This is a genomic window from Acinetobacter sp. FY683, assembly GCF_059515885.1.
The window spans coordinates 143,311-163,070 of sequence record NZ_JCAKNA010000002.1; the positions used below are offsets into that span (position 1 = coordinate 143,311).

23 protein-coding genes are annotated in these 19,760 nt (G+C 36.8%); 8 read left to right on the forward strand and 15 right to left on the reverse strand.

Annotated elements, in window-relative coordinates; genetic code table 11:
* The first annotated feature begins 206 nt into the window (after positions 1-206).
* The gene (locus AC5YDH_RS01715; RefSeq protein ID WP_496116549.1) at positions 207-812 is read left to right on the forward strand and encodes a hypothetical protein; all 606 of its coding nucleotides are present in this window, start codon (positions 207-209) and stop codon (positions 810-812) included.
* Between the two features lie 174 nt (positions 813-986).
* Here the strand turns inward: AC5YDH_RS01715 and AC5YDH_RS01720 are convergent, their stop codons facing one another.
* Entirely contained in the window at positions 987-1,493 is a 507-nt protein-coding gene (locus tag AC5YDH_RS01720; protein WP_496116550.1) for a hypothetical protein, read from the reverse strand.
* A gap of 102 nt (positions 1,494-1,595) precedes the next feature.
* Positions 1,596-2,801: a peptide antibiotic transporter SbmA gene (gene sbmA / locus AC5YDH_RS01725; protein WP_496116551.1), complete on the reverse strand. Its 1,206-nt coding sequence runs from the start codon at positions 2,799-2,801 to the stop codon at positions 1,596-1,598.
* 276 nt (positions 2,802-3,077) lie between these two features.
* On the opposite strand from sbmA, the gene AC5YDH_RS01730 reads away from it, so the two are divergent.
* Positions 3,078-3,284, forward strand: coding sequence for a hypothetical protein (locus AC5YDH_RS01730; protein WP_496116553.1), 207 nt, complete (start codon positions 3,078-3,080; stop codon positions 3,282-3,284).
* Between the two features lie 44 nt (positions 3,285-3,328).
* Here the strand turns inward: AC5YDH_RS01730 and lysM are convergent, their stop codons facing one another.
* The 6 genes from lysM to AC5YDH_RS01760 all read right to left on the reverse strand — a co-directional run bounded on the left by lysM (position 3,329) and on the right by AC5YDH_RS01760 (position 7,018).
* Positions 3,329-3,799: a peptidoglycan-binding protein LysM gene (gene lysM / locus AC5YDH_RS01735; protein WP_496116555.1), complete on the reverse strand. Its 471-nt coding sequence runs from the start codon at positions 3,797-3,799 to the stop codon at positions 3,329-3,331.
* Positions 3,800-3,973: 174 nt separating this feature from the next.
* Positions 3,974-4,210, reverse strand: coding sequence for an acyl carrier protein (gene acpP / locus AC5YDH_RS01740; RefSeq protein WP_171501244.1), 237 nt, complete (start codon positions 4,208-4,210; stop codon positions 3,974-3,976).
* Between the two features lie 83 nt (positions 4,211-4,293).
* On the reverse strand, positions 4,294-5,028 hold the full coding sequence (gene fabG / locus AC5YDH_RS01745) for a 3-oxoacyl-ACP reductase FabG (RefSeq protein ID WP_496116556.1): 735 nt from the start codon (positions 5,026-5,028) through the stop codon (positions 4,294-4,296).
* Positions 5,025-6,011 (reverse strand): ACP S-malonyltransferase, encoded by a 987-nt coding sequence (fabD, locus tag AC5YDH_RS01750; RefSeq protein ID WP_496116557.1) that lies wholly within the window; start codon positions 6,009-6,011, stop codon positions 5,025-5,027. Before fabD ends, fabG begins: the two co-directional genes overlap by 4 nt.
* A gap of 189 nt (positions 6,012-6,200) precedes the next feature.
* Positions 6,201-6,383: a 50S ribosomal protein L32 gene (gene rpmF / locus AC5YDH_RS01755; protein ID WP_004279227.1), complete on the reverse strand. Its 183-nt coding sequence runs from the start codon at positions 6,381-6,383 to the stop codon at positions 6,201-6,203.
* A 77-nt stretch (positions 6,384-6,460) separates the two neighbouring features.
* Positions 6,461-7,018 carry a YceD family protein gene (locus AC5YDH_RS01760; protein ID WP_496116558.1) on the reverse strand — a complete coding sequence of 186 codons (558 nt, stop codon included), beginning with the start codon at positions 7,016-7,018 and terminating at the stop codon, positions 6,461-6,463.
* 98 nt (positions 7,019-7,116) lie between these two features.
* Between AC5YDH_RS01760 and AC5YDH_RS01765 the strand changes: the two genes are divergently transcribed.
* The 5 genes from AC5YDH_RS01765 (at position 7,117) to rluB (ending at position 11,436) form a co-directional block, all read left to right on the forward strand.
* Positions 7,117-7,779, forward strand: a complete 663-nt coding sequence (locus AC5YDH_RS01765) for an elongation factor P hydroxylase (protein WP_496116559.1) — start codon at positions 7,117-7,119, stop codon at positions 7,777-7,779.
* A gap of 368 nt (positions 7,780-8,147) precedes the next feature.
* Positions 8,148-8,765 carry an L-threonylcarbamoyladenylate synthase gene (locus AC5YDH_RS01770; protein WP_496116560.1) on the forward strand — a complete coding sequence of 206 codons (618 nt, stop codon included), beginning with the start codon at positions 8,148-8,150 and terminating at the stop codon, positions 8,763-8,765.
* 244 nt (positions 8,766-9,009) lie between these two features.
* On the forward strand, positions 9,010-9,804 hold the full coding sequence (locus tag AC5YDH_RS01775; protein WP_496116561.1) for a segregation and condensation protein A: 795 nt from the start codon (positions 9,010-9,012) through the stop codon (positions 9,802-9,804).
* On the forward strand, positions 9,801-10,391 hold the full coding sequence (gene scpB / locus AC5YDH_RS01780) for an SMC-Scp complex subunit ScpB (protein ID WP_496116563.1): 591 nt from the start codon (positions 9,801-9,803) through the stop codon (positions 10,389-10,391). The genes AC5YDH_RS01775 and scpB overlap by 4 nt, the downstream gene beginning before the upstream one ends.
* A 40-nt stretch (positions 10,392-10,431) precedes the next feature.
* Positions 10,432-11,436: a 23S rRNA pseudouridine(2605) synthase RluB gene (gene rluB, locus AC5YDH_RS01785; protein ID WP_496116564.1), complete on the forward strand. Its 1,005-nt coding sequence runs from the start codon at positions 10,432-10,434 to the stop codon at positions 11,434-11,436.
* A gap of 68 nt (positions 11,437-11,504) precedes the next feature.
* Here the strand turns inward: rluB and bioD are convergent, their stop codons facing one another.
* The 5 genes from bioD to AC5YDH_RS01810 form a co-directional block, all read right to left on the reverse strand.
* Positions 11,505-12,143: a dethiobiotin synthase gene (gene bioD, locus AC5YDH_RS01790; protein ID WP_496116565.1), complete on the reverse strand. Its 639-nt coding sequence runs from the start codon at positions 12,141-12,143 to the stop codon at positions 11,505-11,507.
* Complete coding sequence (gene bioC / locus AC5YDH_RS01795; RefSeq protein ID WP_496116566.1) at positions 12,144-12,908, reverse strand: malonyl-ACP O-methyltransferase BioC; 765 nt, start codon at positions 12,906-12,908, stop codon at positions 12,144-12,146.
* Entirely contained in the window at positions 12,905-14,062 is a 1,158-nt protein-coding gene (locus AC5YDH_RS01800) for an 8-amino-7-oxononanoate synthase (protein WP_496116567.1), read from the reverse strand. The genes bioC and AC5YDH_RS01800 overlap by 4 nt, the downstream gene beginning before the upstream one ends.
* Positions 14,059-15,354 (reverse strand): adenosylmethionine--8-amino-7-oxononanoate transaminase, encoded by a 1,296-nt coding sequence (bioA, locus tag AC5YDH_RS01805; RefSeq protein WP_496116568.1) that lies wholly within the window; start codon positions 15,352-15,354, stop codon positions 14,059-14,061. Before bioA ends, AC5YDH_RS01800 begins: the two co-directional genes overlap by 4 nt.
* 89 nt (positions 15,355-15,443) lie before the next feature.
* Complete coding sequence (locus AC5YDH_RS01810; RefSeq protein WP_496116569.1) at positions 15,444-16,169, reverse strand: YqiA/YcfP family alpha/beta fold hydrolase; 726 nt, start codon at positions 16,167-16,169, stop codon at positions 15,444-15,446.
* A gap of 171 nt (positions 16,170-16,340) precedes the next feature.
* On the opposite strand from AC5YDH_RS01810, the gene phoA reads away from it, so the two are divergent.
* On the forward strand, positions 16,341-17,759 hold the full coding sequence (gene phoA, locus AC5YDH_RS01815) for an alkaline phosphatase (protein WP_496116570.1): 1,419 nt from the start codon (positions 16,341-16,343) through the stop codon (positions 17,757-17,759).
* A 52-nt stretch (positions 17,760-17,811) separates the two neighbouring features.
* Here phoA and ftn read toward each other — a convergent pair whose 3' ends face one another.
* Together ftn and rlmF are read right to left on the reverse strand one after the other, a co-directional pair.
* Positions 17,812-18,276, reverse strand: a complete 465-nt coding sequence (ftn, locus tag AC5YDH_RS01820) for a heteropolymeric bacterioferritin subunit Ftn (protein ID WP_496116572.1) — start codon at positions 18,274-18,276, stop codon at positions 17,812-17,814.
* 373 nt (positions 18,277-18,649) lie between these two features.
* The gene (gene rlmF, locus AC5YDH_RS01825; protein ID WP_496116574.1) at positions 18,650-19,624 is read right to left on the reverse strand and encodes a 23S rRNA (adenine(1618)-N(6))-methyltransferase RlmF; all 975 of its coding nucleotides are present in this window, start codon (positions 19,622-19,624) and stop codon (positions 18,650-18,652) included.
* Between the last annotated feature and the right edge of the window lie 136 nt (positions 19,625-19,760).

Genomic DNA, 19,760 nt, shown 5'->3' on the forward strand with positions numbered 1-19,760 from the left:
CGCCTTCTCCCAGTGGGAGAAGGAGCTTTCATTGCGTATCAAATGCCATCATAAATTTTATAATGGATGTTCCCTCTCCTGAGCAAGTTTTAAAGCACTGCTTTAAAACGAAGCGCAAGAAACGATACGGGCTAGGGAGAGGATTATTATTTAATTTTCAAAATTTTAAATATAAAATCAAGTAAACACTTCACACTAAAAACAACATGACCATCAAAAAAGTATCATCCATTGCCAAACTTGAAGACTTAGGTCGCGTTCAACTGTCAAAGTCTTTCTTTATGCGTGACTTCCTCTATAGCGAAATCGCTAATTGGTATGGTGTATCCAACTTCCCTGACCACCCCGACATTGCCATTCGAACAGGTACAGAACTATGCCAACAATTACTTGAGCCATTACAAGAAAAGTTTGGACGTATCGCCATTCGTTCAGCATATCGCTCACCCAACGTAAACCAACTTGGCAATGAAAAAGGACATAACTGTGCAAGCAATGAGAAAAACTTTGCTAGTCATATTTGGGACTATCCCGATGCAAAAGGCTATGGCGCAACAGTGTGTATTGTTATTCCATCATTTTTAGAACTATATGAAAAAGACCAAGCCAATTGGCAACAGCTCGCCTACTGGATTCATAACAATCTAAATTATAGCCATCTACAGTTTTTCCCCAAACTATGTGCTTTTAATATTGGCTGGCATGAACAACCTGCACGAGAAATTTATAGTTATATTCAACCAAAAGGCTACTTATTGCGGGGTGAAGCGGCGAATAAAGAATATGAAAAGTTTTATCCTGATTTAATTTAATCCCTCTAAATCTCCCTTTTAAAAGGGAGATTTTTCAAAAAATCAAATTGATATGCGGTGTTCCCTCTCCTGAACAAGTTTAAAGCATTGCTTTAAACGAAGCGCAAGTGATGAAAAACCTCAAAATATATTTGGAGGCTCGCAAGGGAGAGGTAAAATAATTAAAAAGAGAAATCACTTTCCTCGAATCACACCCAACTTATTAAACAACTCAGGCGTTAAAAAAGTCGTCACCAACTTACTCAAATCTAAATAACGAACCAAACCTTTATACTGATCTTTAATTTCAGGCGTTTTTAAAATTTGCTCACCTGTTTGCTGACCTAACTCTTGAAAGCTATCACCCACTGCTTGAATACCATCAGCCTGAATAACAGCTTTAGTTTCAGCAGAACACTGATCTACCAAAATACGTTGTAAAACTTGCGCTAAATTTTTATCCAATGCATCTTTCTGTTCGGTGGTTACCTGACTAAATACTGTTAAATCAGGATGTGCAGACAACGCCACAAACGTCCATTGCAAAACTACTTTTTTGTCTGCATCTGTAGTAGATTTAATCAAACAATCACTCAACTTATCTACCGTAACACTTGCAGATGCCATTTGCGTTGCACCCATTAAAGCCGAAACAACCAATAAAGATGAACCGAAATGTGTGCATTTTTTTGTAAAATTCATAAAGCCAAAACCATTCATTGTTCTAATTCCAAAATAAAATAATATGCTTAAAAGCTACATTCAATATAAAACAAAAAGCCCGCAATATGCGGGCAAATTCTTTTAGTTTTGTTTATCTTCAAGTACAGATTCAAATGCTCGTAAACGCTTATAAATAGAAAGTAATTCAATAATCGTCGGCCAAGACTCAATTAAATATTGGAATGACTCACGCACTTTTCCAAATACATTACTAATCTGCATCATTAAACCAAGTGTAATTGCACCTGCAGCAATACTTGGGAATAACACAAATAAACCGTATAAATTATCAAGTTGCATATACCAAATACGCACCATATTAAAATATGCGTAATGGAAATATAAGCGGAAGTAATTAAAACGAACCTTAGAAAATAAATCTTTTAATATTTGCGGCTCAGCACGGTCAAAATGATCTTCACCATAAACCAATTCTTTTCGGTAAGCCGCTTCCACTTTTTGGTTATTAAACTCCAAACCTGGTAGTTTTATACCCACCAACATTAGAACAACCGTACCAAAAATAGCCCAACTTACTGCCGCCCACATAAGTGCATGTGGAATTTCACCAACAATAGGTAAAGATTTTACATGCTCAGACAATTGAAAAAGTACAGGTAAAAATGCAAGTAACGTCATTAAAGCTTGAATAAAACTAACGCCCAAAGATTCTGTTGTTTTTGCAAAGCGCATCGTATCTTCTTGAATACGTTGTGATGCACCCTCAATATGACGTAACTTTTCCCAATGGGTTGTATAAAAGTCATTCATTGCTGTACGCCAGCGGAAAATATAATGACTTACAAAAAATAGATTAAACACAGCAATAGTGACATAGACCATAGCGATATATAAGAAAGTCAGCGTACCTGTATAAAGATCTTGAATATTTCCCCCACCGCTGCTGAGCATTTTTTGAATAAGATCATAAAATGGGTTGTACCAAGCATTAATCACCAAACTGGTTTGTACTGAAAACCAAATATTAAATAAAATAAATGCAGATCCCCAAACAGACCAACCCTGCCAAGGATTGTTCGATTTAAGCTTCCAAAATATTGCAAAAATGGCAGTAGACACAAAGAACCACAAATAAAACCATAAAAATTGTGGTGACCAAAAACGTGCAACACTAATTGCTAGCGGTGTTTCAAAGTATCCTTGTGCGAACCCAACATACTGCCCCCATGTGTTACCTCCTGTGTACCACAAGGTAATATTGATAATGAACCACAGCACAAGCGAGCTAAAAAACCATTTCGGATTTGGAAAGAAAGATTTAAACATTTATTTGGCTAGACCTTTATTATTCATGAATAGAACTCATGCATCATAATGCCAAAAAACAAAATCGATAGAAATGAATTATTTTGATTTGTATATATTTGATTAATTTGACTTCTTAACCCCAATATTTAACCTACATTTCACTTTTTAATTACCTTATTATTTTTTTAAAACCTTAATAAAAAGTATGACATATTTCACATTTTAAAAATAAATAGTATATAATTCATTCTATATAAATATTTTAAAAACTCCACCCAATATCTAGAGGTATTTATGGAAACATATCTTATAGAATTATTAGAAGAAATCGTGCTTACAAAAGAAGACTGCCCAGCTATTACTTTTGAAAAAGGTACAATTCTTAAAGTTCTTATGCAAACACCATCGGCACTTATCGTATCTTCTGACTCAAACTTCAACTTCACTATTCAAGCTTCAGGTGAAAATAAAGTGTGGCGTAATTTTAAAGAACAAGTATAAAACACTAAAAAAAGGCGCTATATGCGCCTTTTTTATCACTCATTTTATTCAGGAATACGAAGCACTTGCCCTGGAAAAATATCATCTGCATTTTTAAGCAACGGTCTATTTGCTTCAAAAATTTTATTGTATTTATTAGCATCACCATAAAATTCTTTTGAAATTTTAGATAAATTATCACCCGATTTAACAGTATAAAATTTACTTTCAGGTTCTGGAGTCACAACTGTAAGTTGGTCATCTACCTGTGCAACATGATCTATATTACCTACTGCAAGAATAATCTTTTCTTTATCTGCCTGACTTTGAACTTGTCCTGCTACCGTAGCCAAGTCGGTAGTCGCATTATATGACACACTTAAACCTGAAATAGGCAAACCTAAACTCTTAATATGCCCAAGCAATTTATTTGCAACTTCTTGCGCTGTTGGCTCTACTGCCGCTGGTGCAGCCTGTGGTTCAGCTGCTGCTGTATTTTTCTTACCAATGCCTTTTACAAAATCAAAAAGACCCATTTTTATTCTCCTTATATTATTTTGAATATTTATTACTCTATTTTTATAACCATTAAATATGACATTGGATACATACATTAAAAAAAGAAACGTAAATTTATGTAAAAAATATTTTAAACATAAAAAAACCACCTAAATGGTGGCTTTTTTATTCAGCAAAGCTGAAATCGGCAATTAACCTAGTTTCTTAGAAACGTAGTCAATAGCAGATTGAACAGTTGTGATTTCGTTAGAATCTTCATCTGGAATAGTAATATCGAAATCGTTTTCGAAAGACATTACTAATTCTACTAGATCAAGAGAGTCTGCACCTAAGTCATCCATGAAAGATGCTTCGTTTTTAATCTCTTCTGCTTTAAGACCAAGTTGTTCTGCAACTGCTTGCTTAACACGTAGTTCGATATCGCTCACAGGAATTCTCCTCATTGCTTGTGGCGTTTTTAATGCCGTTAGTTTAATTGAATATAAAAAAATTTGAAAGTTTATACACAAGCTTAGCTCATGTATAAACCACCATTTACATGTAAAACAGTTCCAGTGATGTAACTTGCCTTTTCACTTGCAAGAAAACTCACTGCATTTGCGATATCTTGCGGATCACCTAAACGGTTTAATGCCACTTGATCACTCATTTTTTTACGAATTTCTTCGCTTAATTGTTCTGTCATTTCCGTTGCAATAAAACCAGGAGCCACAGCATTTACTGTAATTTGACGACTACCCATTTCTTTTGCAAGGCTACGACCAAATGCTTCAATACCTGCTTTTGCAGCTGAATAATTCGCTTGACCCGGATTTGCAAAATGCGCCACAACCGAACTAATATTCACGATGCGACCAAATCGAGCCTTTGTCATGCCTTTTAAAACACGTTTAGATAAACGATAAACGGCTTTTAAATGAATATTCAGGATGTCATCCCAATCATCTTCCGACATGCGCAACAACAAATTGTCTTTGGTAATACCTGCATTGTTTATTAAAGCAAGGACTGGACCATAGTTTTGTTCAATATCTGTTACTAAAGCATCAATAGCAGCGCCATCACGTACATCAAGTAATTTACCAACGCCATTTTCAGCAAATGTATTCGATAATTTTTCAGCACCTGCTTCAGATGTTGCAGTACCTACAACAAAATAACCATCTTGGATAAGTTGTTGAGCAATAGCTGCGCCAATTCCGCGGCTTGCACCCGTCACCAATGCGACTTTGCGTTCCTGTGTCATGCAATTTTTCCTTCAGCCACTAAAATGGCATTTAGTGCATCTTCCAAACGAGCTTTAGTATCGAGTGGATATGCTTTCTCAATTTGTGGTAAACGTTTCGCTAAATTTGCTAATACATTTCCTGGACCACACTCTACAATGTACTCAACACCGTCATCTTGAAGAAATTGTAGTGTTTTTGTCCATTGTACAGATTGGTATAATTGTGCTGTTAATGCTTGGCGCAATCCTGCAACATCTGTTGCAATTCCCGCACTTACATTTTGTATAACTGGGATACTTGGTAGCTCAATAGCTGTTTGTTCCAATGCCTCTGCAAATTGTTCCGCAGCAGGTTTCATTAAAGAACAATGTGAAGGCACAGAAACAGGCAAACCAATTGCTTTTCCGCCATTTTCTTTAGCAGCAGTCATAACTGCCTCAACTAAAGTTTTATCACCAGCAATAACCACTTGACCATTGGCATTATAGTTAGCAGCCTCTACCGAACCACGTCCCTGAACATTAATTTGTTCACAAAGTTCAAGAACTTTAGCATCTTCTAAACCAAGAATAGCAGCCATAGCACCTTGACCTTGAGGCACCGCAGATTGCATTAACTTACCGCGTAAGTTTACCAACTTTACCGCATCGCCTAAGCTTAAGCTGCCTGCCGCTACCAATGCGCTGTATTCACCTAAGGAATGACCTGCAAGATATTTAGGTACAACACCACCTAACTCTAACCATACACGCCACAATGCAATACTTGCAGTAAGTAACACAGGTTGTGTGAATTCTGTCTGATCTAAACCTTCACCAGTTTGCGCAATGTGCCATAAATCGAAGCCAACAGCTTTAGATGCTTCAGCAAAAGTTTCTTGAACACTACTAAATTGTTCTGCAATTTCAGCGAGCATCCCTACCTTTTGTGAACCTTGACCAGGAAACACAAATGCAGTTTTTGTTGCTTGAGCTGCTTGTTCTAGTTGGTTAGCAGACATAAAAAATCCTTGAATGAAGAGTCATTATTACTTAACAACCGATTAAATAATCAACAAACTCTTATGTAAGCCTATTTTCGGAAAGAAATTTAACACTTAATTTTTATTTTGGTAATTGCCAAATGCAACAAAAAAAGGGAGCTTTCGCTCCCTTTTTTTCATTAAGCTTGACGCTTAATACATCTTCAATTATTCAGCAGATGCTTTAGCGAATAATTGACGACCACGGTAGATACCGTCTTTAGATACGTGGTGACGACGATGAGTTTCACCAGTAGCTTGGTCTACAGTTAATGCATTCTCAGTTAAAGCGTCATGTGAACGGCGCATGTCACGGCGAGAGCGACTTTTACGGTTTTGCTGAACGGCCATGATGGCTCCTTACAAATATCGAAAAAATGGATCAGAACAAATTCAGTTGTCTTATACTTCTCAGTATAACACAAAAATTAGTTAAGTTTACCCTTCAAACTTGCCAAAATATCAAACGGATTATCTCGTTTCTCTTCAGTAAGCTCTTCTACGGCAGGTTGATGCTTATGTTCACAAAACTCATGTTTCGGAGACAACGGCATCAACAATAACAACTCATCTTCTATGAGAGAAAGTAAATCAGCGGTTGCAGGCGCATCAAAGCTACCTTTAGTCGTTGCTTCACTTTCACCTAGTACGATGAAATCAGCATCCTCATCCAAGCGCTCTATCAGTGACTCATCATCAACAAGAGCTAAATGAAAATCTGAAACGAGGTCAATTTCAACAGGACTCAAACAACGTTGACATTCTACTGAAACTTTCGTTTCAACATGACCACTTAGCCATACAATACGATGATATGCATCCATTGATAGCTTACAGTCTATGTTAATCAATTGATCATCAATTGATCCAACAGCTTCACGGGATATACGAACAAAGCGTGATAGTGGCAGTGTTCCTGCCCACACAAAGCCTTGTTCGGCCCATTTAAACGGCTCAATCTGTGCCGGAAAGGTATTTGCTGACATAATTAAGGCGGCAATTCTACAAATTCATAAGTACTCTGTCAAAGATTAAGATACAATTTTGTACTTATTTAGACAGACCAATTTTGGGTAACACAGTCATGCATCTGTTGCAGCCGCAAACAGAAGTGAATATTTCATCACTTGTTAGCACACTTCCAACCTCTGATTCTGACAGTTCACTCGAGCAAGTGCAACTTTCTTCATGGGTGAATTTATCATCAGAAGCAGAACAGGTTGATTGGCTCATCTTACACTTTAATTGTTGGTTTTCCCACCTTAATGTAACGCTTGTTAAAGGTGATTTTGAACCTGAATACTTTCCTGCAAGTCAAAATGCACCTGCACGCATTCAATTTGCACATGGTTTCTTTAATAGCGCACTACATGAAATTAGTCACTGGACTATTGCTGGAGATAAACGTCGTCTCCTTCCAGATTTAGGCTATTGGTATGCACCAGACGGTCGTACAGCCGAACAGCAATCTTTATTTGAACAAGTAGAAATTAAACCTCAAGCCATAGAGTGGTTATTTGCTAAATCTTTTGGGCGAAAGTTTCGTGTGTCTTTAGACAACCTCACTGGTGATGGTGGCGATGGCTCAACATTTAAAGACAATGTATTTTCTCAAGTTCAGCATTATTTTTCAGGAGAGGCAAAACTCCCACGTGATGCAGCCTTATTTATTGAATACATTTGTACCTGTACTAGAGGTGGCAAAAGGTTACAAAATAAAGAGTTTCTTCGAGAAGAATTAGATTGAGAGAGATCAACAATTGATAATGCAGGCTTTAAAAGTTCTTATTTGATATTTAACCTCTATTTAAAACGATGATTACTGACTTTTATCGCCTGTTCTCTCCACTACTTTGGCTTAATCTAAATTTTATAAAAATTTAGTCCATATTTTTAATATGCATCCTTATTTATCAAGCATAAGCTCAATATGATTAAAAATATTTTGTAAATCTTTTTTACTTCCCGACAAGAGTATTCATTTTTTGACTTTTTAATGTCACTTATATTTGCTAAAACCACTTTAAATACATAGATAAATTACAAATTGTGGTGTTTAAACACCATTAACTTCACTATGATGTGTAAAAGAAGATTTAAACGAGGAGAATAATGATGCTGCATTTAAGAATCCATCCTGAAGATCCTCAAGCAAGACTAATTAGTCAAGCCGTTGAACGTATTCGGGCAGGTGATGTGATTGTTTACCCAACCGATGCCGCCTACGCCATTGGTTGCCAAATTGGGAATAAAAGTGCAATGGAGCGAATTTCACAAATTCGCGGTCTAGGGCCAAAACATCAATACGCTATTATTTGTGCCGATCTTTCCGATATTTCAACTTATGCCAAAGTTGATAATGCTATGTATCGACTACTCAAAAACAACACCCCTGCAGTAACCACATTTATTTTACCTGCAACAAGTGAAGTCCCTCGCCGACTTATGCACCCAAAAAAGAAAACAATTGGTTTACGTATTCCAAGTAATCCTATTTGCCAGATGCTATTAAAAGAATTAGGTGAGCCTTTAATTACGAGTACGCTTATTCTTCCTGGGCAAATAGATCCAATTGATGATCCGTACGATATTGATCTTCAACTTTCAAAACGTATAGATGTTTTAATTGATGGTGGCTTAGGTACACTTAATACCACAAGTATTATCGACTTATCTGGTAACAATCCTGAAATTATTCGTCGTGGTGTGGGCGATGTAAGTGCTTTTGAATAGCAACACTTAAATTAAACCATTAAAAAATCAGTAAAAATATACAAACTGCACATCATCACGGAAATAAATATTCTGTATTTATTTCCATTTTTTATACAAATGTTCGACTAATTTGATTTATTTAACAACAAAAATCCATTAAACTGCACATGTTTTATTTCTTCGCTATTTCTCTCGGCACTCTCTCATCAAGCGGAGTAAATAGCTTTCATGCCTTTGAAAATTCGCGTGGCTCACAACTGTAATGAATCAAACTGTCCATGAACCAATGGAACAACCACAACAAATCCGTGTGATGGATGAGTGGCAAGATACGATTCCTGAGGATTTATACATCCCCCCTGCTGCATTCGAAATTCTTTTAGAACATTTCGAAGGACCACTCGATTTTCTAATTTACCTGATTCAAAAAAGCGGCTTCGATTTATTACAACTGGATATCGCACCTATTGCATCTCAATATCTTTCTTATATGGATGCAATGAAAACTTTAAACATTGAGTTAACAGCCGATTATATGGTGATGGCAGCGTTATTGGCAGATTTAAAATCTCGCTTACTACTACCAAAGCCACCGTCGTTATCTGCAATAGAAAAAGACCCTAAACAAGAATTAATTGATCGCCTAGAAACATATTTACGTATTAAACAAGCCGCTGAGCGTTTAGGGCAAATGCCTGTTCTTGATCGAGATACTTTTGATACCAATGTGAGTTTCGGTCAAGTTACAGTAAATAACGTGGGTTATGCAGCAGATCAATTACGTGATGCATTACTGTGTGTATTTAACCGTCCAGAGCCTGCAACTCATCAAATTTTACAAGAACCTGTTGTTCTTGAAGAACGCATTGCCTATATCGAATATAAAATTCAAAGTGGTGAAGTTTTACAATTTGAAGAACTTTTAAAACCGAGCCAAGGTCGTATGGGTATGGTTGTCACTTTCATGGCAATTTTAGAACTCACTCGCCAACAAAAAATTTCAATTGTCGCAACAGGTATAGATGCACCGCTTGCAATTCAAGGAGCACAAATATGAATGATGAACAGATTAGCCCTTTAAGTGAAGGTGAAAATCATCATGAAATTTTAATGCAGCTTGAAGCCATTATTTTTGCAAGTGAATCTCCTGTGTCTTTAGCTAGACTTAAAGAGGCGTTTCAAGATCAATTTACAAAGAAACAATTAAGTCAATTTTTACAACAGCTCGCGATGTTGCAACATGGTCGATCTATTGAATTAATTGAAACTGCACAAGGTTATCGTTTCCAGGTGAAAGCAAAGTATAGAAATCTTATTGCTCAAACTTGGCCTGAACGCCCTGTGCGCTTATCTCCAACAATGTTGGAAACATTATCTGTAATTGCGTACCACCAACCTGTTACGCGTGCAGATATCGAACAAATTCGTGGAGTTACGGTTAATAGTCAAATTTTACGTACATTATTTGACTGGAACTGGATTAAGGAATCTGGTTTTCGTGAACTCCCTGGAAGACCAGCGTTGTTAGTCACAACGCCACAATTTTTAAATGCATTTGGCCTGTCTTCACTTGGTCAATTGCCTCCCTTACAGGATGCCAAGGAAGCTTTTATGGCGCTCGATGCAAATGCACCGAAGTCGTAAATAGGTGAACTGTTATGATTATTTCTAAGGTTATGCTGTCATGAGTGAAAAATTGCAAAAGGTGCTTGCACGTGTTGGTTTGGGTTCTCGCCGTTATATGGAAGAAGTCATTGCCGCGGGTCGTGTAAGTGTCAACGGTCAAGTAGCCCAAGTGGGTGAACGTATTGAACCTACAGATGAGCTTCGCATCGATGGGCGCAAAGTGCAGTTTCAAATTGAAGATGAAATTCGTCGTCGTGTTCTGATTTACTACAAACCAGAAGGTGAAATTTGTTCTCGTAACGACCCTGAAAACCGTCCTACTGTATTTGAACAATTACCTCAAATTCCGGGTGATCGTTGGGTTATGGTGGGTCGTTTAGACATCAACTCTACTGGTTTATTACTTTTCACGAATGATGGTGAGCTTGCCAACCGCTTAATGCACCCTTCAAATGAAATTGAACGTGAATATGCTGTTCGAGTAATGGGTGAAGTAACGCCTGCGATTATTAAAAATATGACCACTGGCGTTGTATTAGATGATGGCCCTGCAAAGTTTGAATCTTTCTCTGAAATTGGCGGTGAAGGTATTAACCGTTGGTTCCAAGTGGTTGTAAAAGAAGGTCGTAATCGTGAGGTGCGTCGTATTTTTGAATCTCAAGGTTTAAAAGTAAGTCGCTTACTTCGTACACGTTATGGCACAGTCATTCTTCCACGTGAATTACGTACAGGTCGCTGGATGGAGCTCGATAAACAAGATATCGATAACTTAACGAAGTCTGTAGAGCTTAAACCACGCCAAGGTACTGGCTTATTTGGTATGGCTAAACGTCGTAACGAACGTATGCAAGATAAACCAATGGCTGCACGTCGTGGTGGTTACTTACGTCAACAACGTCGTGATACAGATGAAGTTGAATCTAAGCCAAACTTTGACCGTCGTGGTGACAATGCTCCTGCTAAACGCGAACGTCGCGATGACAACTTTGGTAACCGTGAACGTCGTGATGAAAATGCACCGCGCAAACCATACGGAATGAACAAAGGCTTTAAAAAGTTCTAATTCAAATAGAACTTAAAAAGTAAAATGCCACTCCTTTGAGTGGCATTTTTATTGGATATTTTTCATGTTTATAAGACAGGGATATCAATCCATCTTGCACATGGAAAATGCTGCGTTAAATAAGTTTTTAAATATTCTGCTGTATCTTTTGAGATTAAAGCATCTTGAGATTCATGCGCAAGATTATAAGCTAGCGCATATAGTTCTATACCTCGCGCTTTTAAAGCTTCCAAGCTCAGTAAAGTATGATTAATACTACCTAAACGCCCTGAACTCACTAAAATAACGGGTAAATGATGCTGTTGAATATAGTCAATGCTCAGTATATCTTTCGTCAAGGGCACCATTAAGCCCCCAGCACCTTCTAATAAAACTCGATCATATTTACTTGCTAATTGCACAGTCGCATCTTCAATTTTAGCAAAATCAATTTCACGACCATCTATTTGTGTCGCTAAATGTGGAGAGGCAGGATAACTAAAAATTTCAGGCATCGTGAGTTTGCTATCGTCTTCAGAAAACCACCCCATATTCATAATTTCACGATGTTTTTCAATATCTTCCGAAATATCAACATTACCTGTTTGCACAAACTTTTGTGTAATGGTTCGAATACCCTCTGAATTCCACAATTTTGCTAAATAGCCAGTGCTATAAGTTTTACCAATCCCTGTATCAATCCCACTCACAAAAATAACATTCGACACTTACATACTCCGTGCAATGCAATAAATAGGATGATAAGTCAGTGCATATTGCTGATTATTCATCTTATATTGCTCATAATTTTTACAAAAATCTGTCAAACTTTGCTTTGTCCAACGGAACTGATTTGACGTTGCTGTTACGCCTGTCGCTTTTAAATGTTGTAAAACACTTTTAGGATGATCAAAACCAATTTGCAATGTTTCTTCCTGTATAAGAAGCACATTAAAACCTGCTTGATTCAATTTTTTCTGCAAAGTTTGGGAGGATAAATAACTTAACCCTTGCCCCGTTAGCTGCTTAATTTCCTGTAGATTTTTTTCACCAAAGGTCGAAAAAATAAAATATCCTTCGGGTAATAATGCCTGCTTAGACTTCTCAAAAACAAAATTTAAATCATTCACCCATTGCAACGCAGACGTAGAAACAATTGCATTGAGTTCTTGAGGGAAATCTAATTGTTCAATATCACCAATTTTCCACTCTATATGTTGCTGTGAATCATCTAAAAAATGAGTTCTAACTTCGGCATATAAATCGTTCAGAATGTATTTTTGGCTAGTAAAATACTGCCACATTAAACGGGTTAAATTTCCTGTGCCACAACCAATTTCAAATATTCGATCTTGTTGTTTCCGTATTTTTTGTTCTTGAATAAATGCCAATAGCTGTTCACAAATTTGCTTTTGTACAACTGCATTTTCTGTATAACTTTCATGTGCACGTGCAAAGTGTTGTGCAACTTTTACATGATTTATAACGGTCATAATAAGTGAACCAATTTCGCCAAATCTGCATCTTGAATATTTGTGTTTAAACAAATACGTAATCGCGAACTTCCTTTGGGTACCGTTGGCGGACGCACAGGCATAATATAAAAACCTGCTTGCTGTAAGTACTGTGCTTTTTCTACCGTAGTTTGAGAATCACCAATAATTACAGGAACAATTTGCGATGTAGATGGGCAATTAAACCCTTTCTGTTTCACTTGATCTATTAATTGCTTACTCATACTTTGCAAATGCTTTCGCTCTGCTTGCATAGTAGTCATGCGCTTTAGAATGAATTGTGTCCATGCCATTGAAATAGGTGGCTGCGCTGTACTAAAAATAAGTGGACGCATAGTATTAATTAAATAGTCTCGAATAATGTCATGGCAAATTAAATAACCACCAACCGACGCAAGTGCCTTCCCAAAAGTTCCAACTAAGAAGTCGATATCATCAATAACATTATACTGTTCTGTACAACCTAAACCTTGTTGCCCACGTACGCCTATTGCGTGTGCCTCATCTACATAAAGCATAATATTTGAATATTGATGCTTAATATCAACCAAAGCACGTAAATCGGTTTCATCACCATCCATACTAAAAATGGATTCTGTCACTACAATAATGCGCTGAATACTTTCATCCGCTTGGTATTTTTCAATTAATACGCTCAAATGTGCTAAATCATTATGGCGATAGCGTACATATTTCGCAGAAGATAAACGAATACCATCAATAATACTGGCATGCACTAATTTATCGGCTAGAACCAAAGTTTTGCTGTCACAAATAGCAGGCAATATTCCAATATTCATGTGATAACCACTATTAAATAGCAGTGCAGATCGACCATGAAAAAGTTGACTTAAACTGTGTTCAAGTTGTTCATATTCAAGAAAATTACCTGTGAGTAATCTTGAAGATGATGAACTCATTAAACGCTGAGCATTCGGTGTTTCATCAAAAAACTGTTCACGTAGTAATGTATTTGAAGCTAGTCCTAAATAGTCATTTGAAGATAAATTCAGCATATTTTTCTGATTTATTTCAATATAACGACCACATTGAATATTCGGTTTAAACTGTCGAAAATTACCTTGTTGCTTAAGTATATCTAACGCTTCGGCATAGTGATTCAACAAGCTCATTGCACTTGCTCCTGCATAGTTTGTACAACATGAACCACTCCCTTTAACAATGCTGTTAATTCATTATCACTAATAACATAAGGCGGCATCACATATACCAACTTCCCAAATGGTCTGACCCAAACTCCCTGCTCAACAAATTGTGCTTGTAGTGTTTTCATATCCACTGAGGTTTTCAGCTCTACAACACCTATCGCACCTAAAACACGAACATTTTCAACATAAGACAGTGATGCTAAACATGCTAATTTTTCTTTGAGATTTCGCTCAATTCTTTGAATATTTTCCTGCCAATTTTGTGACAATAATAATTGCGTACTTTTTAAAGCAACAGCACATGCAAGCGGGTTTGCCATAAAGGTTGGTCCATGCATAAACACACCCGCCTCACCTTGGCTAATCGTTTCGGCAACTTCAGTAGAAGCTAATGTTGCTGAAAGTGTCATATATCCACCTGTTAAGCCTTTGCCTATACACATAATGTCTGGCTGAACTTGAGCATGTTCCCAAGCAAATAATTTGCCTGTACGCCCAAAACCTGTGGCAATTTCATCAAAAACCATCAACACATTATATTTTTCACATAGCAATTTAGCTTGGCGTAAATATTCAGGATGATAAAAGCGCATACCTCCTGCACCTTGTACAATTGGCTCTATAATTAAAGCGGCAATATTTTGATGATGTTGCTCGAAAGCTTGTTCTAGTTCTGCAATATCTTGCGCATTCCACTCATCATCAAAACGAGTTTTAGGCGCAGAAACAAAAATACGATTCGGTAAACTTGTACCAAATATTTGATGCATACCTGTGACAGGATCACATACAGACATCGCATTCCAAGTATCACCGTGATAACCCGAACGTGTTGTTATAAAATTGGTTTTTTTAGGTTGTTTTCGAGCCGACCAATATTGCACTGCCATTTTCAGTGCTACTTCTACTGCAACCGAACCTGAATCTGCATAAAATATTTTAGTTAAATTTGGTGGTGTAATTTCTAGAAGTAAACGCCCCAATTGAATTGCAGGATCATGGGTTAAACCACCAAACATGATATGTGACATTTTTTCTAGTTGTTCTGTCACTGCTTTATTCAGTTCAGGATAGTTATAGCCATGAATTGCACACCACCAAGATGACATACCATCTATTAAAGTGCGCCCATCTTCGAGTTCAATAGTCGCACCATACGCTTGTTTTACCTTAAAACAAGGCAAAGGTTGAGTCATAGATGTGTAGGGATGCCACAGATGCTGCTGATCAAACTCTAAATCTGTTAATTCGGTCATCCCATGCTCCATGCAGATATGTTTCTTTCATTATTCGCATCTTAAACCTGCATGAAGAAGAAATAAATTGCGAGAAAAGTCAGTTATGTTCAGATTTGTTTATTTTTATTTAAATATTGGGAGATTTTGCTAGTTACATCTTCCATATTAAATAATGGAAAGCCATGTGATCCTGAAATCAACTCGACCTCTAAAAATTTTGCAGCCAATTTTTGAATATTTCTTGCAACTTTGTAACTAACTAAAAAATCTTGCTTTGCAAATATATGTAGCTGATGCCCTGTGTAATTTTCTAAGATACTTACATTATTTAATTGTTCCAAGCAGTTTAATCCTGCATTGAGTACATCCAAATTTTGTGGCTGTATTAAACTTTGTAAAGTTAAGAAATCTTGCTTGGTTGTATCTGTACCTTGACACACCATAAATCCAAATTTCTTTAAGGTTGCAACTGCATCTGTTTTAAATGATTGTTTAAAGGCTTGAAATGTCGGTTGATCCATTGCAGTGTGCCACGTTTCATTAGCAACAAAACACGGATTTGAAGCTAAAGTGATAAGAATTTTATTTTGTTGATATTGTTTTGAAATTTCATCTGCCAAAATTGTGGCAAGTTGACCACCTAAAGACCACCCCATCAATACATCATATTCTTTTGCGATTTTAATATTTTTCTGCAAAGTTCCTGCATCTGAAACATCAAAAATATTCAACAATTTAACCTGAAAATCTATTGCTTCAAGTTGTTGTTTTAACGGCTGTAAAAGTTTGGTTCCACCACCCCAGCCCGTAATTAGCAAAATACTTTTTTTCAAAATAATTCCATTCATTTAAAACTGTTCTATCTATTGATTATCTCAAGAGATATAAACAACAGCAAAGCATAAAAGCTCATTTAATTAAAAATTATAAACACTCTTGTAATCGTTTTTAAACATAAAGCTTTTAGCCTAATTTGAAAATATTCAACTAAGTTTATGGCACAAATGAAATTCAAATTATTATTACTTCCTGTTTTAATCGCTAGTTTCTCTGCTTGCACTACGGTAAAAACACCTACAAATACAACCAATGGGCAGTTACTTCAGCCAGCAACAAAAGGTGATTTAACAAGTTTTGGTGGTGCAACCCGCTTAAAAGAAGATCGCACAGAAGCATTAAAAGCATCTATTAATAATCGCCCTGCAAAACATGTCATTTTATTTATCAGCGATGGTACAAGCGATTCAGAACTTACCTCTGCACGTAATTATGCAGAAGGTGCATCTGGTTATTTCAAAGGTTTAGATGTTTTACCTTTTACAGGTTCATACACTAACTATTCAATTGATAAAGATAAAACTATTAACTACGTGACAGATTCTGCTGCCTCTGCTTCTGCTTGGGCTACGGGGACTAAAACCTACAATGGTGCTTTAGGTATCGATATTTTTGCAAAACCGCATGAGTCTATTTTATCTTTAGCGAAAAAAGCAGGCTATGCAACAGGTAATGTCACAACAACAGAACTTCAAGATGCAACACCTGCTGCCTTAGTGGCACATGTTACATCTCGCAAATGCTATGGCCCCAAAGTAACCTCTGAAAAATGTCCTACAAATGCACTAGAAAATGGTGGATTAGGCTCTGTAACAGAACAGCTTCTACAAGCACGTGCCGATGTTACTTTGGGTGGCGGATTCACAACATTTCAAGAAAAAGTAAAAGCAGGAAAATATAAAGACCAAACACTGTTAAATCAGGCAAAAGCTTTAAATTATCAAGTCATCACCGATTTAAATGGCTTAAACTCTGTGAAATCTGCAAATCAAAATACGCCTGTTTTAGGTCTATTTGCAGAAGGAAATCTACCTGTATCTTGGGTAGGACCAAATGCAGAATTAAATGGTAACTTACGTGCTGCGGAGAAATGTAAAATTAATCCAGAACGTAGTGCATCCACCCCTAGCTTAAAAGCAATGACAACTAAAGCAATTGAGTTACTTCAACAAAATGATAAAGGATTTTTCTTACAAGTTGAAAGTGGATCTATTGATAAAGCAAACCACATTGCCGATGCTTGCGGTCAAATTGGTGAAACTGTCGCTTTAGATGAAGCGGTTCAAGTTGCACTTGAGTTTGCAAAGAATAATCCTGACACCTTAATTATTGTGACAGGTGATCATGCACATACAAGTCAGATCATTCCAAATGAGTCAAAAAGCCCTGGTAAAACAGTCAAATTATTAACAAAAGACAATGCGCCAATGACCATCAACTATGCAACGTCTACAACAGAAAGCCAAGAACATACAGGTGCTCAAGTACATACCGCTGCTTATGGTCCGTATGCTGCAAATATTTCAGGATTAATTGATCAAACGGATATGTTCTTTATTATGAAAAATGCATTAGGTATTAAGTAAAAGCTCTCCCATAAAAAATCCCGCACTTAGCGGGATTTTTTATATCTCAATTTTACATTTGAGATTGAATATAATTCTGTAAACCAATAAGTTCGATTAAGCGAAGTTGCTTTTCCAACCAATAAGTATGATCTTCTTCTGTGTCTGCCATTTGTTGACGAAGCATATCACGCGTAATGTAATCGCCTTTTTCTTCACACAGCTTCACACCTTGCGCTAATTTTTCACGAACATGATACTCAAGTTTTAAATCTGCTTTTAAGCAAGAAACAACATCTGTACCAACTTCAATCTCTTCACACTTCATGTTTGGTGTTCCTTCTAGGAACAATACACGGCGGATAATTGCATCGGCATGTTGTGCTTCTTCTTGCATTTCATGATCAATACGTTCGAAGATTTTAGTTAAGCCCCAATCTTCATACATACGTGAATGAATAAGATATTGGTCACGAGCAGCCAGTTCACCACCAATTAACATGTTTAGATAGTCTACGACTTCTGGATTGCCACGCATTTTTAAAACTCCATACCTTTATGACTCTATTATGGAGAAAAACACAACAATATGCAAAATTAAATTATCCGTAAATATATGATTTTTATATAATTAAAATGAGAAGTACTTGCATTTGCAGTTATGTTTAATGAATACCCGCTTATAAAACAACATGTTGCAAATCATGATGTTTATTTCAACAACAAAAATCCTTAATTTTAGGATTGGTTAAAATTTGTAATATTCATAACACATACTCGAAGAAGCCCAATACAAGAGATTTTTATCAATGCGTATGGTTTTCTGAAACTAGATTCAAAATCATGATGCATATATTCAAACAGCGGATACAAATCAAAAACGCTAAGTGTTGCTCAACATGACTAAATATCTACGCTGAAGTCCAACGTGCATTTTTCCATGCTTGCTGTTGCTTTGAATCTAAAAAAGTCCAAGCCACAAAGCGACTTTCTTTTTGCCCTTGCGTCATTTTAATCGTTTTCACATCTACTGCTCCGCTCTTACGCAAGGTATTTAGGAGCATAGGCAATGTTTTTTTCTTGGAAACAAGTGTACTAAACCACAAACATTGTTCAGCAAATTGTGTGCTCTCTTGTACCATCTGACAAACGAACCGCTCTTCACCACCGTCACACCATAATTCGTTCTTTTGCCCACCAAAGTTTAATATCACCTTAGTGCGATCAGCAGGCTTGCCAAGTTTTCGTAATTTTAGCGTTGCGGTGGCATTTGCTTCATCTTGTGAAGCATGAAATGGTGGATTACACAGGGTTAAATCAAAACGATCTGTAGGTTTAATCACACCTTTGAAAATATTACTCTGTGTCTTCTGCAATCGAATTTGAATCCCTTTTCTTAGATTCGGATTTGCCTCCACAATAAATTGAGCACTTTTAACCGATGCAGAATGAATATCTGAACCGACAAATTTCCAACCATAGCTTTGACGCCCAATGATCGGATAAATACAGTTCGCGCCCACTCCAATATCTAATACGTGAACGGCATGTCCTGTTGGAATCTGCCCCTTATTGTTCAGACTCAACAAGTCAGCCAAATAGTGAATATAGTCTGCTCTACCTGGAATAGGTGGACAAAGATAATCTCGGGGAATATCCCAATATTGAATATTATAAAAATGCTTGAGCAATGCTTTATTAAGCATTTTCACGGCGTTTGGATCAGAAAAATTTACTGAAAGATCGTTATATTGATTGGGGCTGACAAAGGGTGCAAGTTCCGGACAGCTCTTGATTAACTGAGGAAAATCATAACGACTGCGATGCAGATTTCGTGCATGTAATTCCGATTTTTGTTGCGGAAAAGATTTCTTTGCTTGCGCCATGTGGATGCCAATAATCAACGGGAGAACAAAATCAATAAGACAGAATCTATATCTGCCAATGAATCGATATTGTACGTGAATTCAACTCACAATAACGATCCCTCTTTTTTTATTTGTCTATCCTATACCCCACTCA

Excerpts from the sequence above, each read along its gene's own strand:
- AC5YDH_RS01715 (WP_496116549.1), top strand. The coding sequence starts at position 207 with ATGACCATCAAAAAAGTATCATCCATTGCCAAACTTGAAGACTTAGGT.
- AC5YDH_RS01720 (WP_496116550.1), bottom strand. The coding sequence starts at position 1,493 with ATGAATTTTACAAAAAAATGCACACATTTCGGTTCATCTTTATTGGTT.
- sbmA (WP_496116551.1), bottom strand. The coding sequence starts at position 2,801 with ATGTTTAAATCTTTCTTTCCAAATCCGAAATGGTTTTTTAGCTCGCTT.
- AC5YDH_RS01730 (WP_496116553.1), top strand. The coding sequence starts at position 3,078 with ATGGAAACATATCTTATAGAATTATTAGAAGAAATCGTGCTTACAAAA.
- lysM (WP_496116555.1), bottom strand. The coding sequence starts at position 3,799 with ATGGGTCTTTTTGATTTTGTAAAAGGCATTGGTAAGAAAAATACAGCA.
- fabG (WP_496116556.1), bottom strand. The coding sequence starts at position 5,028 with ATGACACAGGAACGCAAAGTCGCATTGGTGACGGGTGCAAGCCGCGGA.
- fabD (WP_496116557.1), bottom strand. The coding sequence starts at position 6,011 with ATGTCTGCTAACCAACTAGAACAAGCAGCTCAAGCAACAAAAACTGCA.
- rpmF (WP_004279227.1), bottom strand. The coding sequence starts at position 6,383 with ATGGCCGTTCAGCAAAACCGTAAAAGTCGCTCTCGCCGTGACATGCGC.
- AC5YDH_RS01760 (WP_496116558.1), bottom strand. The coding sequence starts at position 7,018 with ATGTCAGCAAATACCTTTCCGGCACAGATTGAGCCGTTTAAATGGGCC.
- AC5YDH_RS01765 (WP_496116559.1), top strand. The coding sequence starts at position 7,117 with ATGCATCTGTTGCAGCCGCAAACAGAAGTGAATATTTCATCACTTGTT.
- AC5YDH_RS01770 (WP_496116560.1), top strand. The coding sequence starts at position 8,148 with ATGCTGCATTTAAGAATCCATCCTGAAGATCCTCAAGCAAGACTAATT.
- AC5YDH_RS01775 (WP_496116561.1), top strand. The coding sequence starts at position 9,010 with ATGAATCAAACTGTCCATGAACCAATGGAACAACCACAACAAATCCGT.
- scpB (WP_496116563.1), top strand. The coding sequence starts at position 9,801 with ATGAATGATGAACAGATTAGCCCTTTAAGTGAAGGTGAAAATCATCAT.
- rluB (WP_496116564.1), top strand. The coding sequence starts at position 10,432 with ATGAGTGAAAAATTGCAAAAGGTGCTTGCACGTGTTGGTTTGGGTTCT.
- bioC (WP_496116566.1), bottom strand. The coding sequence starts at position 12,908 with ATGACCGTTATAAATCATGTAAAAGTTGCACAACACTTTGCACGTGCA.
- AC5YDH_RS01800 (WP_496116567.1), bottom strand. The coding sequence starts at position 14,062 with ATGAGCTTGTTGAATCACTATGCCGAAGCGTTAGATATACTTAAGCAA.
- bioA (WP_496116568.1), bottom strand. The coding sequence starts at position 15,354 with ATGACCGAATTAACAGATTTAGAGTTTGATCAGCAGCATCTGTGGCAT.
- phoA (WP_496116570.1), top strand. The coding sequence starts at position 16,341 with ATGAAATTCAAATTATTATTACTTCCTGTTTTAATCGCTAGTTTCTCT.
- ftn (WP_496116572.1), bottom strand. The coding sequence starts at position 18,276 with ATGCGTGGCAATCCAGAAGTCGTAGACTATCTAAACATGTTAATTGGT.
- rlmF (WP_496116574.1), bottom strand. The coding sequence starts at position 19,624 with ATGGCGCAAGCAAAGAAATCTTTTCCGCAACAAAAATCGGAATTACAT.